Origin of the sequence: Kineosporia mesophila, from assembly GCF_021129235.1 — a bacterium.
Classification (GTDB): domain Bacteria; phylum Actinomycetota; class Actinomycetes; order Actinomycetales; family Kineosporiaceae; genus Kineosporia; species Kineosporia mesophila.
This window is the reverse complement of the sequence record NZ_JAJOMA010000017.1, coordinates 153302-166787: the sequence shown is the minus strand read 5'-3', so window position 1 is coordinate 166787 and position 13486 is coordinate 153302. Positions and strand designations below refer to the sequence as shown.

The following is a 13486-nucleotide window of genomic DNA, read 5'->3' as shown; positions in this document are numbered from 1 at the left end:
CGGCGGCCGGCGGCGGGCCACTCGAGGTGGGCCGCTCGCCCCTGGGCGGGTGGCGGGTGCGGGCCCACCTGGTCGGTGAGCCGGCACACCCCGCCACGCCCCTGCGCCCGGCCGTCTAGCGCGGTGAGCACGAAGGTTGGCCACCTTCTTGTGCATGATCACGAACAGGGGGTCTGGTTTCCTGGCCGGTTCGCATGATCACGGCCGGGGGCGGGGACGCTCAACCCCCGGCGGACGGGTGCCGACATACTGTCGGTGCCGATCAACCAGGGTCCCGGCCGGGGCGCATGCCGGTGAGCGGCCGCGCCCGGCGGCGGGCTCTGCTCGGGCAGCGGGGCCGGCCGGTCTGGCAGCCCCTGGCCGTGCTCACCCTGCTGCCCCTGGTGGCCACCGCGTTCATCGGCGGGGTGTCGGTGGTCGCGGCCGACCGGGCGGCCGACCGGGCCCTGCGGGCCCAGCGTCTGGTCTCCGCCGTGGAGCTGCTCGACGCCGCCCGCCGGGCCGCCGACGCCGAGCTGCTGCCCACGATGCTCGTGCACGTGGTCGCGGACGAGGCGACGGCCACCCGGGCCGGGTTCCCGCCTGACCGCAGCGCGACCCTGCGGGTCACCGAGCCCGCGGTCGTCGAGCAGGCCCGCGCCCTGACCGACCGGACGATCTCCGCCGCTCTGGCCGGTTCCTCGGACCGGAAGCTGCTCGCGGTCGTGACCGATGCCCGCAACTCCATCGCCTTCGCCCGGTCGGCGGCCGACCAGAGCGGTCAGCCGCTGGTGAACGTGGTGCGCAACTTCGGGCTCAGCTCCTCGAAACTGGCCTCGGGGCAGCGCTGGGCCAGCACCGAGGCGGTCTCCGCCGGGCTCAGCTCCCGCAGCGTCGCGGCCCTGCAGGACCTCAACCAGCTCCTGTCGCTGAGCGAGGCCGCCAGCCGGCAACTGGGTGAGCTCTTCGCCTCCCGGGTGCTGCCGGCCGCGCTCGCCGGCATCGCCCAGAGCGGCTGGATCGCCTCCTGGGGCACTTACACCAAGCTGGCCGACTACGCTGACGACTTCACCACCGGCCCGGTGCGGCACAACTGGGCGATCTACCAGAACAACGCCACCGTCACCGCGTTCTCGCAGCTCCTGACCCGGCAGGCCCTGGACCCCACCCGGCAGGTGCTGCCGACCGGCGCCCTGCCCGGTCTCGGCGAGCGCAGCCGGCGTCGCGACGACGCCCTGGCCGTGGTGCTGCAGGATGCCGTGGCCGAGGTGACCGCCGGGGCCGGCGACGATCACACCGCGGCCCTGACCCAGCGTCGCACCACTCTCACCCTCTGCCTGGCCTTGGTCCTGCTGTCCCTGGCGAACGCCGGGCTGGTGGCGCGCTGGCTGACCTCGTCGATGCGCTCGCTGGCCGCCGGTGCCCAGGAGATCAGCCAGGGTCATCTGGTGGATGTCGTGCCACGAGGCCCTCGCGAGCTGCGCACGGCCGCGCTGGCCCTGTCGTCGGCCGTCGCGGGGCTGCGGCGCGTGCAGGAACAGGCCCGGGCGGTGGTGAACGGGAACGCCGAGACGCTGCTGCGGCAGGAACCGCTGCCGGGGCCGCTGGGAGACGTCGTGCACGCCTCGGTCGAGCAGATCGTGGAGGGCTTCCGGGCCCGGGAGGCGCTGCAGGACGAACTCACCCACCAGGCCACGCACGACGCCCTGACCGGCCTGGCCAACCGGGCCCAGATCCTCGGGCACCTGGCCGGGCTGCTGGCCGGCGAGGACCGCCGGCGCGAGGGCGCGCCCGGCACCGGGGTGCTGTTCATCGACCTGGACGGGTTCAAGCTGGTCAACGACACCCACGGGCACGCGGTCGGTGACCAGGTGCTGTGCGAGGTGGCTGACCGCCTGACCGCCACCCTGCGGCCCGGGGACGCGGCCGGGCGGCTGGGCGGCGACGAGTTCGTCGTGACGATCGAGGGCATCCGCGACCCCGACGTGCTGCTCGATCTGGGACGCCGGGTGATCAGCGCGGTCAGCTGGTCGGGCCCGATGAATGTGGGCGGCACCACCGTCAAGCAGGTTCGGATCGGTGCCAGCGTCGGGGTGGCGGTCTCGTCGGCGACCAGCACGGCCGACAGCCTGATCGCCGAGGCCGACGTGGCGGCCTACCGGGCCAAGCGGCTGGGCCGCGGCCGGGCCGAGATCTTCGACGACGGCCTGCGGGCCGAGCTGTCGGAACGGGCCGAGATGGAGATCGCGCTGCGCGCCGGCCTGGAGGCCGGGGAACTGCACCTGAACTACCAGCCGGTGGTGAACCTGACCACCGGCGTCCTGGTCGGGTTCGAGGCCCTGGCCCGCTGGAACCGCCCGGGTGTGGGCCCGGTGCGCCCGGACATCTTCATCGCCGCCGCGGAGGCCTCGTCGTTCGTCTGCGACCTGGGCCGCTGGGTGCTGCACGAGGCGACCGACCGCACCGCCCGCTGGCGGGCGGCGGGGCAGGCCGGATTCGTGCCGGGGGAGAACGAGCCCACGATCGCGGTGAACATCTCCGGACGGCACCTGGCCGACAACCGGATCCTCGACGACGTCGCGGACGCCCTGGCCGCCAGCGGCCTGCCGCCCACGCTCCTGGTCGTCGAGATCACCGAGACCGTACTCACCGACGACCCGCGTGCCCGCGAGCACCTGCGGCTGTTGCGCGAACGGGGGGTGCAGGTGGCCATCGACGACTTCGGCACCGGCTTCACCTCGATCAGCGCGCTGTCCGGCACCCCGGCCGACATCCTCAAGATCGACCGCAGCTTCATCGATTCCGACGACATCGGCCACCACCAGCTCGCCACCCTGATCACGCGGGCCGCACAGACCTTCCAACTGCGCGTCATCGCCGAGGGCATCGAGACACAGGACCAGCTGGCCCGGGTGCGGGCCGACGGCTGCGAAGAGGCCCAGGGCTACCTGTTCTCCCGCCCGCTCACCCCGGAAGCAGCGGAAATTCTTCCCCGGCAACTCATCCCACCCCGGGCGACCGGGATCCCGGCGCAGCCGGGCCACCCCTCCCGGAGCCTGACATGACGCTGACCCGCCGAACGTTCCTGTCCGCCACCGGTGCGATGGGCCTGGCGGGAGCACTCGCGGCCTGCGGTGAGGAGGGGAGCGGCACGCCGCGTGCCCCCGGCAGGCCATTGACGTTCTGGTGCTGGGACGGTGCCCTGTCCGACGCCGTGGTCAAGAACGTGACCGCGAGTTTCGTCGGGCGGGCCGACATCACCACGAAGATCGTGCCGGGTGACTTCGGGCAGCGGCTGACCACCACGCTGTCGGCCGGCACCACGGTGCCCGACATCACCGGCGTCAAGGGTGAGGACATGCCCACCTTCCTGACCCTCTCCCGGTTCTTCCTGGACCTGAACACCCTGGGGGCCCGGGAGATCGCGGACTCCTTCGCCCCGGCCAAGTACGCTCAGGCGGCCACCGGCGACGGCAAGCAGATCGGCCTGCCGATCGACCTCGGCCCCACCGCCCTGTTCCTGCGGGCCGACCTGTGGAAGCGGGCCGGCCTGCCCACCGACGTGGAGACCCTGGCCGGCCGGATGTCGTCGTGGGAGGGCTGGTTCGCCTGCGCCCGCCAGCTGAAACGCCGCCTGCCGGGCACGTTCTCCGTCCGCAACTCCACCGACGTGTTCGCCGTGGCCCTCGCGCAGCAGGCTCAGACCTTCATCGCCCGCGACGGCGGTTTCATCGGTGACGGCGACACCGTCCGCACCGCCTGGGACCTGGCCGTCCGCTCGATCACCGAGGGACTGCAGGCCGGTCTCTACGCCGACGCCGCGTTCGGCTCGGCCCTGGAGGCCGGGGTGATTACCGGGCACCTGGGCCCGGCCTGGAACGGTCTGGACATCGCCTCGGTGGCGCCGGGAACCTTCGGGGACTGGCGGGTGGCCGCCTGTCCCGGCGGCCCGGGCAACATCGGCGGTTCCTACCTCACCCTGCCCGCCACCTGCCGGGACCCCGAGCTGGCGTTCGCCTACATCCGGGAGCTGCTCACCCCGCAGAACGAGGGCAAGGCGTTCACCGAGGCGGCCGTCTTCCCCGCCGTTCCCGCGGCCTATGCGCTGCCCGCCCTCACCGCCGGGCAGCCCTTCTACGGCGGGCAGTCCACCATCGAGGTCTTCGGCCCGGCCGCGCAGCAGCTGCCCACCGTCTACGACGCGCCCGGCAACGCCGCCATCGCCTCTTCGTACGTCACCGAACTGGCCAACGTGGAGGGCGGCAAGAGCCCGGAAAGCGCCTGGCAGGACGCGGTCTCGGCCGGGCAGCGCACGGCGGAGTCGGCCGAGAACTGAGCCGGACCGCCCGCGGGTTGCGCCGGTCGGGGCTATTGTGCCCGGTTTTCGGCCGGGTTACATTGTGGGCGCTCGAGCATCAAGCATTCCCATGTCCAAACGTCAAGGAAGACAAGGACAAGGAGCTCGTATGTCTCTTCCGATCAGCCGTCGGGGCGTTCTCACCGCCGGCCTGGGAATCACTGCCGGAGTGGTCGTTCCCGGCCTCCCCGCCCACGCGTCCGCCACCCGTTCGTCCGGCCGTTCGGCCGGCACCGGGTTCCTTCTCGGCGCCGAGACGCTCGACGGCGGTGAACAGGTCACCACGATCACGCTCGACACCGCGCGGCTGGGGCCGATCGCCCCGGACAGCCTCTCCCGCGAGACCTTCACCGTGCACGCTCGGGCGACCAGCCCCATCACCCCCGAGGCGGGTGCCCTGTACGACCTCGACCGCCCGGTGACCGCGGCGCGGCTCGACCGGCGCGGCAACATCGTGCTCGAGCTGGAGCACGGCGAGGGGCAGGCCGGCGCCGGCACGCTGGGCTACATTGCCAGCCGGGGGCGCAACGTTCGGCTCGACCTGGTCTACACCCTCACGCAACGCGCCCCTCTTACCCGGCGTCACGGAAAGCCGCTGCTGATATCCCGTTTCGTGCAGGGCGGGCTGGTCAATCCAGAGGTGGACGCCTTCGGGTACCACGAGAGCGCGGCGGGCCTGAAGTACCGGCTCTACTCACCGCCGCGCCGGGGCCGGCGCCCGCTCGTGGTCTGGCTGCACGGCGGGGGAGAAGGAGCCTCGCTGCCCGACGGCTACTACGACAACGAGACCACGCTGCGCGCCAACCGGGGTGCGCTCGGCTTCGCCACCGGGCCGGCGCAGCAGATCTTCGGCGGCGCCCACGTCGTCGCCCCGCAGAGCACCTCCTACTGGATGGAGGACGGACCCCGCTTCGCGCCGCTCATCCGCCAGGTCGTGCGGGAGGTCTGCGCCCGGCGCGACATCGACCCCGACCGGATCTACGTGGCCGGGTGCAGCAACGGCGGCTACATGAGTTTGAAGATGACCACGGTCTATCCCCGCCTGTTCGCCGCCTCGGTGCCCGTCTGCGGAGTCGTCGCGGGCACCCCACCGCTGGTCCCCGACGCGGACCTGCGGGCGATCACCACACCGACCTGGCTGATCGCCTCCCTGGACGACACCACCGTGGACCCGGTGGCCAACACGATGCACGCCCACGACCTCGTCCCTCATTCCCGGGCCACCCTCTACGAGCACGTCGAACGCGACGGCTACCGGTTCCCCGGCCACTGGTCCTGGATCTATCTGGCCCGCAACGACCCGAGCATCGACGGCACCCACGTCTGGCAGTGGATGGCCGGCCGGCGCCGCTGAGCCCGACCGGCTGTGAAGTTCAGATGTGTTCAACGCCCGGGGTCCTCACGGATGTCGCGGATCCGAATCTGGCTCTACAGTTAAAGCACGCGCCGGGCAACCACTTTGCGCGACCTTGTCAATCCGCTGAGTGACCGCCGACCGGTTCACCGCGGGGAGCGAGGGACGGCCGGCAGCCCCTTGCTGCCGGTCGTCTTTCATCGTGAACTGCTGAGGACGACAGGAGGCGCGGGTGAGTCCCGCTGACGCTCACCCCACCGGTGAGGACGAGACTCCGCTGAAACCGGCGGAGCCCACACCGGACACCACAGCGGACGGCGAGCAGCCGGGGTCGGCCGGTACCGCGTCCCCCGCTGATACCGCGTCCGTGAGCGACACCGTTTCCACAGGCGACGCCGCGTCCACCGAGGACACGACCTCGCCCGCCCGAGAAGCGTCCACCGACAACCCGGTGTCCACCGACAACCCGGCGCCCAATAGCGATCCGGCGCCCACCAGCGACCCGGCGCCCAACAGCGACACAGTGTCCACCGATGACACGGTGCTCAACAGCGACCCGGTGCCGAACAGAGACACAGTGCCCACCGATGACCCGGTGCCCAACAGCGACCCGGTGCCCACTGATGACCCGGTGCCTAACAGCGACCCGGTGCCCACCGATGACCCGGTGCCCACCGATGACACGGTGCCCACTGATGACACGGCGTCCCCCGACGAGATCGCATCCTCTGATGACGCCGTACCCGCTGACGAGCCTGCCCCCACCGGCGACGCCACCCCCACCGATCGCGGCCTGACCTGGGTCCTGGCCTGGACTGTGGTCGGGTCACTGATCCCGGGCCTGGGCCTGCTGGCGGCCGGCCGTCGCCGGATCGGGGCGCTCGTTCTCGGGGTCGCCGTCGTGGCCCTGGCCTGGCTCGCGGTCTGGGCCCTGCGCGGCGACATCCTGCGGCGCGGGGTCTCGTTCGCCGTCGACCCGCACCGGCTCCTCGTCCTCGCGATCGTTGCCGTCGGGACCGGCGTCCTCTGGGCCCTGATCGTCGTGCTGACCGGCACCCAGCTGCACCGCCGCGTCCCACTGGCCCGCAACCAGAAGATCGTCGGCTGGCTCGTCGTGGTCGTCCTGGTGGCCGGCATCGGCGTGCCCACCTACGGCGTCACCGATTACGCCCTGGTCCAGCGCGACCTCGTCCTGAGCGTTTTCGACAGCGCCGGTGACGTGGACGCCGACGCGGACGTCGTCAAACCCGCCGCCGTCGAAGAGGATCCCTGGGCCGGCACCGAGCGCATCAACGTGCTGCTGATCGGGTCCGACGCCGGCGCCGACCGGGAGGGCATCCGCCCGGACACCCTGATCGTGGCCAGTATTCAGCCCGCCAGCGGCAACACCGTGCTGTTCAGCCTGCCCCGCAACCTGGAACGGGTGCCGTTCCGCAAGGACAGCCCCGGAGCCGAGGCGTGGCCCGACGGCTACCGGTGCGCGGACGAGTCGTGCCTGCTCAACGCCGTCTGGACCTGGGCCCTGGACGCCCCCGGCTACGCCAAGTACGAGAACCCGGGCCTGAAGGCCACCGAGGACGCCGTCACCGGGGTCACCGGTCTCACGATCGACACCTACGCCATGCTCAACCTCAAGGGTTTCCAGGACCTCATCGACGCCATCGGCGGCGTCACCCTGAACGTCGACGAGCGACTGCCCATCGGCGGTAACTCCGAGCGCCCGGACGAGACCATCGGCTACATCGAGCCCGGCGACAACCAGCACATGAACGGCTGGCGCGCGCTGTGGTTCGCGCGCTCGCGGTGGAGCACCAGCGACTACGACCGGATGCGCCGCCAGCGGTGCGTGATCGCGGCCGTGACCGATCAGGCCGACCCGGTGACCGTGGCCAAGAACTTCCCGAAGATCGCCAAGGCGCTGAAGGACAACATGTCCACGGGCATCCCGCAGTCGGACATCCAGGCCTGGGTGGACCTGGCCACGCGGGTGCAGGGCGCCGAGGTCACCAGCCTTCCCTTTACGGACGACGTGGTCGCCGACCGCACCGACCCGGACTACGACCTGATCCACCGGCAGGTCACCAAGGCCATCGAGAAGTCCGAGAAGGCGGCCGTGAGCGCGACAGCTACACCCAGTGCCAGCGCCACGAGCAGTCCGGCCGACGGTGCCATACCTGGTGCCACACCCGGTGTCACGCTGACCACCAGCCCGGCCCCCACCGTCAGTTCCAGTGCCGCGGTGACGACGACGAAGAAGAAGAGCAAGGACGAGGAAGCGACTCCGGAGCCGACCGATCCTTCCAGCGCGCAGGACGTCTCCGAGGTCTGCTGATCGTCCGCGGCCTGCGTCCAGCAGCTCCCCCTCGTTGTGTACACCTGGTACACCCGGTACCGCCTGTACCAGGTGTACACAACGACGGCGCGGTCGCGCCGGCTCCGGCCGGCTGAGCGCCTGTTCGTGACGCCTGTTCGTGACGCCTGTTCGCGACACCCGGGTCTGCGCGGTCGGAACTTGGCGAACGGGTGGCGCTCTCACCCGCACGGAGCATCTGTTCACGGCTTCGTCAGATTCACCGCGTGACGGCCGACGTGCCTCAGAGCCCGCAGAAGCCTGGGTCTCGGCGATGCAGGTCTGAGTCGGTCACCCCTCGGTGACATTCGTGGGAAGAAGTGGCCGTCCATGGTGCAGGTAGCGAACGACGCCCGGTCCCGGGCACGGCTACGCGGCGTGTGGACGCGTGGACTGCTGTCGGTGCCGTTGTGGTCGGCGGTGGCGGTGGCCGGGGTGGTCGCTGCGGTGGTCCTGGCGCCGGAGTCGTGGTCGCAGGCCGGCGCCAGTGCCCGGGCCGCGGTGCTGGCCGCCTTCACCGCCGTGATGGTGGTGCGGACCTCCCGGCGGCATCTGGGCGGGCACCGGATCTGGTCGTGGTTCAGCGCGGCGGGCATGGTCATGACCGTGGCCGCGGTCGCCGACCTGGTGGCGCGCGTGATGACGGGCACCGACCGGAGCGGGCCGTACGTGTTCCCGGCCGGGGTGCTGGCGTCCTGCTTCCTGATCTACCAGGGCCTGATCCTGTGGAACCGCACCCGGACCATCACCGCCGACCCGGGTGACGTACTCAACGGACTGAGCGCCACCCTCGCCGTGGCGGCCCTGGGAAACCTCGCGCTGATCTGGTTGTACGGGCAGGACCAGCCCGGTCCGTGGGCAGCCGTGCAACTGCACCTGCTCTGTCTGGGCGCCGCCTTCGTCCTGCTCGGAACCACCGCCTCGGTGGCCCAGCTGGGGTCGGCCTTCGGCGATCCGCGGGCCTGGGCGGGCCTGGCCTCGGGCACCCTGGCCCTGGCCGGCACCGTGCTGGCCCCCTCGACCGGTCTGCTGGCCGACGGGCTGACCCGTTCGCTCCTGACCGGTCAGCAGTACTCGTTCACCATCGGCTGGGTGGTGATGCTCGGTGTGCTGGCGCTCTGTTCGCTGGCCCCGCAGCGTCCGGTGGAACCGCAGCCGGCCACCACCCACGAGGCCACGCTGGGCGCGCTGGTGGTACTGATGAGCGGGGTGGCCGTGCTCCTGCTCAGCACGCGCCTGGACCCCGGCCTGACGACGACGGCCGTGGTGCTGGCCGGGCTGTCGATCCTCGGGGCCAGCACCCGGGGGCTGCACCTGATCCGCGATCTGGCCAGTCTCGCGGTGCGCCGCCAGGAAGCCCTGACCGACGACCTGACCGGCCTGGCCAACCGGCGTGCGTTCACCCGGGAGCTGGCCGACGGGGTGCGCCGGGGCGGGGTCACGTCGCTGCTCATCATCGACCTGGACGACTTCAAGGACATCAACGACAGTTTCGGCCACGCCGTCGGTGACGAGGTACTGACCGCGACGGCCGGGCACCTGCGACAGGCGACCCCTCCGGGTGGTCTGGTGGCGCGGCTGGGAGGCGACGAGTTCGCCGTGCTGCTGCCGCACACCACCGGTGCGGACGCGGTCGGGGTGGCCTGGAGGCTGGTCGAGTCGGTGCAGGCGGCCCGGACCACCCGTAACGACTCCGGCACGCCGGCCGCAGTCGGCCTGAGCATCGGGGTGGCCCGCCACGACCAGGCATTCGGCGCCGAGCACGGAAACCTCGACGACAATGAGCTGTTCCGCCGGGCCGACGCCGCCATGTACGTGGCCAAGACCACCGGTGTCCAGGTCAGCGTCTACGACCGGGAACTCGACGCCCAGCGCCGCGACCAGAACCAGCTGACCCAGGACCTGCTCGCGGCGTTCGACGGCAGTGGCCGGGTGGACGACCTGCCGTTCGAGGTCTTCTACCAGCCCCAGGTCTCGATGAGCACCGGCCGGGTCGCCGGGGTCGAGGCGCTGGTGCGCTGGCAGCATCCCGTGCGCGGCCTCCTGGCCCCGGTCTCGTTCCTGGACCTGGTCGAACGCCACGGCCGGATGCGGGAGCTGACCCAGTTCGTGGTCTGGAGCGCCCTGCGCGACGCCGCCCTCTGGGAGCGCACCGGCCTGGGCCCGATGCGGGTCTCGGTCAACCTGTCCACCAGTTGCCTGGCCGACCCGGTGTTCCCGAAGGTGCTGCAGGAAATCGTGAGCGCCGGTATCGACCCGTCCGCCGTCACGTTCGAGGTCACCGAGACCACCCTGATGAAAGATCCGGAACACTCGCTGCGGATGTGCGCGGTCATCGTGGACGCCGGTTTCGGGCTCAGCATCGACGACTACGGCACGGGCTACTCCTCCCTGGCCTACCTCAGCGACCTGCCCGCCACCGAGCTGAAGATCGACCGGGCCTTCGTCTCCCGCATCCAGCACGACGTGCGGGTGCGCGCCATCGTCTCGGGCACGGTGCAGCTGGCCCACCAGCTCGGCCTGCGGATCGTCGCCGAGGGTGCGGAACAGTCCGGCACGCTGAGACTTCTGCGCGAACTGGGCTGTGACGAGGTGCAGGGCTACGTGTACAGCCCGCCCCTGCCGGCCCTTGAGCTGCACGCCTGGGTGAGCAACCAGATGCTGGTGCACGCCGACGAGGGCGCACACTGACGTGACGGCCGGTTCAGCGCAGGGCCGGTCCGTTCGCCCCGGAGAGCACGACGACCGGATGCCTGCCCAGCGACTCCCCGCTGAGGACGGCGGCCAGTGCGGTTGCCCCGCCGGGCTCCACAGCGAGGCGCAGGTTGCTCCAAAGATAAAGCTGCGTCTGTATAATCGCCTCGTCGGGAACGAGGAGCGTGGTGGAGCCGAGTCGCTGGGCGACGGCGGCGGCAATATCCCCGGCGCGGCGCGCGCCGAGGCTGTCCACCGCGACGCCGCTGACATCCACGTCGACGACCTGCCCGGCCTCCAGCGTCCGGGTCAGCGTGGGCGCGGCGGCGGGTTCGACCGCCACGACGGGGTTTCGGCCCTCGAGGGCCAGACTGACGCCTGAGAAGAGCCCACCCCCGCCGCAGCCGACCAGCACCGGGCGGCCCGGCTCGATCTGCTCGGTCAGCTCCTGGCCCAGTGTGCTCTGCCCGGCCACGACAGCGGGGGCATCGTAGGCGTCCACGTGATGGGCGCCGTGCTCCTGGGCATGGGCATGGCTGGCAGCCAGCGCGTCGGCGTAGAAACCGTCGATGCGGTGCAGCGTTGCGCCGTACCCCTCGATGAGGGCGGCCTTGGCGGCCGGGACGGTCGCGGGAACGAACACGTGCGCCGGCAGTCCGGCCCGGGCCGCGGCCCAGGCGACGGCGGCGCCGTGGTTGCCGCCGGAGGCCGCGCAGATGGAGCGGGTTCCGGCCGGGGCGGTGAGGACGGCGTTCAGCGCCCCGCGCGCCTTGAAAGAACCCGTGTGCTGCAGCATCTCGAGCTTGAGCGTCACGGGTACGGGGGAGAGGTCACCGGCGGGCAGATCCAGCGTGGGGGTGCGCCGGACCTTCCCGGCCAGGCGCTCCATCGCCGCAGCCAGTTCCGCCCGCCCCGGGATCACGTCTGCCTGGTCGATCGCTTCCATGGCCCGTCCTCACGTCCTGGCCGGACACCGGCCCTAGCGTTCGATATATTGAACTTATGGCTAGTATATCAAACGAGAGTGGGTCGCTGGCGGCGGCGATCGCGGCCCAGATCCGGCTGCGCCGCACGCAACGGGGGCTCAGCGCGGCCGAACTCGCCCGGCAGGCCGGTCTCAGCAAGGCGACGGTCTCCGCGCTGGAGGCCGGCCAGGCCAATCCCACGGTCGACACCCTCGACGCCCTGGCCGTCGCGCTGAGAATCCCGCTGACCGACCTGCTGACCCGCGGCACCGACCCCGGGCCCCTCCTGCTGCGGGGCACTCCCATGCCCGACGAGGGCCCGGCCCGGGAACTGCTTCGGCGCGTCGGGGGAGGCAACAGCGTCGAGATGTGGCGCCTGCGCCTACCCCCGCACACCCAGGTCGACGGCGTCGCCCACGCACCCGGCACCACGGAGATCCTCATGGTGGGCAGCGGCACCGTCACCGCCGGCCCCGCCGCCGATCCGGCGATGCTCGGCCCCGGCGACCTGCTCAGCTTCGCCGGTGACCAGGCCCACCTCTACCGCAGCACCGACGAGCCCGTCGAGATCGTCATGCTCATGGCCTCTCCGACGCCGGCCTGAGGTAGTCACGCTGAACGGGCTCGACCGGCGGCCGTGAAGCCAGCCGGCACAACCCGTTCCAGGAGTAGGGTCGGGCGCCTTTCATACTCTGACGCGCTGAGGACCACCGACTTGCCGACAACCCACCAGCTCACCACGGCCCGCCTGAGCCTGCGCGAGCTGACCCCGGCCCAGGTGGCCGAGCTGCTCGACCCGCACGCCGCCGCACCCGACTGGATCCCCGGATACCCGTTGCCCGGCAGCAAGAACGCCGCCACCGGGTTCGGGCGCCGCGGCCCCGGCGACCTGCGGTTCGGGTTCGGCATGTACCACCTCGTGCGCACGGCAGACGGACTGGTGATCGGTGAGATGGGCTTCCACCGGCCGCCCGCCGACGGCACGGTCGAGGTCGGCTTCGGCCTCGCAGAAGCCGCCCGCGGTGCGGGTTACGCCTCGGAGGCGCTCGCCGCACTCGTCCGCTGGGCCTTCACCCAGGCGGGCGTCGACCAGATCGTGGCCCGCGCTCTGGGCTCCAACCAATCCTCCCAGGGCGTGCTGACCCGCACCGGGTTCAAGCACGCCGGTCCGGACGGAGACTTCGAGCGCTTCGTGCTGGAAGCAGCGGATCAGAACGACAAGAACTGATGCCCGACATCCGGCTGCTCTCGGGCAGCCTCCGCCGCCGATCGAACAACTCGGCGTCGTCGCATTGCCGTCATATCTCGCAGGCCCACCGTGAATCCCACCTCTCTCCCGGCCCGGTCTCCGCCGGGATGATCGGCGAGGACGGCCTGATCACGGACGAAAACACCCGGGCGGTCATGGCCGGGGCCCTGACAGCACTCACCCGGAAGGTCCTCGCGAGACGATCTCAGCAGTTGAGGGCGTTGTGTCCGCACTGTGAGATCACCGGGTATCAGTTCGACGGAGCGATGTGCGTGAGTGACTCCTGCGCCTGTGCGAGGAAGCGTTCGACCAGCTCCAGAGGCAAGGGATCGCTCGTGAAACACCTCAGGGTCGACATGCCGGAGTCGTCGTCGCGGAAGACCTCCATCACCAGCCCTCGGCCAGGGGCAGGGGCCACATCTTCCAGCTCCAGGCCGATGCCGTCCCGATCTCCGACATCGCTCGCCATCACCACGCTGTAGTACCGGTCGCCGAAGTGCCACGCACTCGATTCACTTTTCACCCGGCTCATGATGGC

At 71.3% G+C, this 13486-nt stretch carries 9 protein-coding genes; 7 read left to right on the top strand and 2 right to left on the bottom strand.

Annotated features, from left to right (window positions below):
* Positions 1 to 293 precede the first annotated feature (293 nt).
* The 5 genes from LR393_RS36615 (at position 294) to LR393_RS23520 (ending at position 10731) form a co-directional block, all read left to right on the top strand.
* Positions 294 to 3044 carry a putative bifunctional diguanylate cyclase/phosphodiesterase gene (locus tag LR393_RS36615; RefSeq protein ID WP_231486328.1) on the top strand — a complete coding sequence of 917 codons (2751 nt, stop codon included), beginning with the start codon at positions 294 to 296 and terminating at the stop codon, positions 3042 to 3044.
* A complete protein-coding gene (locus LR393_RS23535; protein ID WP_231486327.1) occupies positions 3041 to 4315 on the top strand; it encodes an ABC transporter substrate-binding protein in 1275 nt (424 codons plus the stop codon). Before LR393_RS36615 ends, LR393_RS23535 begins: the two co-directional genes overlap by 4 nt.
* Positions 4316 to 4445: 130 nt before the next feature.
* Positions 4446 to 5690, top strand: a complete 1245-nt coding sequence (locus LR393_RS23530; RefSeq protein ID WP_231486326.1) for a prolyl oligopeptidase family serine peptidase — start codon at positions 4446 to 4448, stop codon at positions 5688 to 5690.
* 232 nt (positions 5691 to 5922) lie between these two features.
* The gene (locus LR393_RS36610; RefSeq protein WP_231486325.1) at positions 5923 to 8022 is read left to right on the top strand and encodes an LCP family protein; all 2100 of its coding nucleotides are present in this window, start codon (positions 5923 to 5925) and stop codon (positions 8020 to 8022) included.
* 348 nt (positions 8023 to 8370) lie between these two features.
* Positions 8371 to 10731 (top strand): putative bifunctional diguanylate cyclase/phosphodiesterase, encoded by a 2361-nt coding sequence (locus LR393_RS23520; protein WP_231486324.1) that lies wholly within the window; start codon positions 8371 to 8373, stop codon positions 10729 to 10731.
* 13 nt (positions 10732 to 10744) lie between these two features.
* Here the strand turns inward: LR393_RS23520 and LR393_RS23515 are convergent, their stop codons facing one another.
* The gene (locus tag LR393_RS23515) at positions 10745 to 11680 is read right to left on the bottom strand and encodes a serine/threonine dehydratase (protein WP_231486323.1); all 936 of its coding nucleotides are present in this window, start codon (positions 11678 to 11680) and stop codon (positions 10745 to 10747) included.
* A 56-nt stretch (positions 11681 to 11736) separates the two neighbouring features.
* On the opposite strand from LR393_RS23515, the gene LR393_RS23510 reads away from it, so the two are divergent.
* Together LR393_RS23510 and LR393_RS23505 are read left to right on the top strand one after the other, a co-directional pair.
* The gene (locus LR393_RS23510; RefSeq protein WP_231486322.1) at positions 11737 to 12303 is read left to right on the top strand and encodes a helix-turn-helix domain-containing protein; all 567 of its coding nucleotides are present in this window, start codon (positions 11737 to 11739) and stop codon (positions 12301 to 12303) included.
* A 111-nt stretch (positions 12304 to 12414) separates the two neighbouring features.
* On the top strand, positions 12415 to 12927 hold the full coding sequence (locus LR393_RS23505; protein ID WP_231486321.1) for a GNAT family N-acetyltransferase: 513 nt from the start codon (positions 12415 to 12417) through the stop codon (positions 12925 to 12927).
* 271 nt (positions 12928 to 13198) lie between these two features.
* Here LR393_RS23505 and LR393_RS23500 read toward each other — a convergent pair whose 3' ends face one another.
* Positions 13199 to 13480 (bottom strand): hypothetical protein, encoded by a 282-nt coding sequence (locus tag LR393_RS23500; protein ID WP_231486320.1) that lies wholly within the window; start codon positions 13478 to 13480, stop codon positions 13199 to 13201.
* Positions 13481 to 13486 lie beyond the last annotated feature (6 nt).

Coding starts and splice junctions, on each gene's coding strand:
- LR393_RS23535 (WP_231486327.1), top strand. CDS start 3,041: ATGACGCTGACCCGCCGAACGTTCCTGTCCGCCACCGGTGCGATGGGC.
- LR393_RS23500 (WP_231486320.1), bottom strand. CDS start 13,480: ATGAGCCGGGTGAAAAGTGAATCGAGTGCGTGGCACTTCGGCGACCGG.
- LR393_RS23530 (WP_231486326.1), top strand. CDS start 4,446: ATGTCTCTTCCGATCAGCCGTCGGGGCGTTCTCACCGCCGGCCTGGGA.
- LR393_RS23520 (WP_231486324.1), top strand. CDS start 8,371: ATGGTGCAGGTAGCGAACGACGCCCGGTCCCGGGCACGGCTACGCGGC.
- LR393_RS23510 (WP_231486322.1), top strand. CDS start 11,737: ATGGCTAGTATATCAAACGAGAGTGGGTCGCTGGCGGCGGCGATCGCG.
- LR393_RS23515 (WP_231486323.1), bottom strand. CDS start 11,680: ATGGAAGCGATCGACCAGGCAGACGTGATCCCGGGGCGGGCGGAACTG.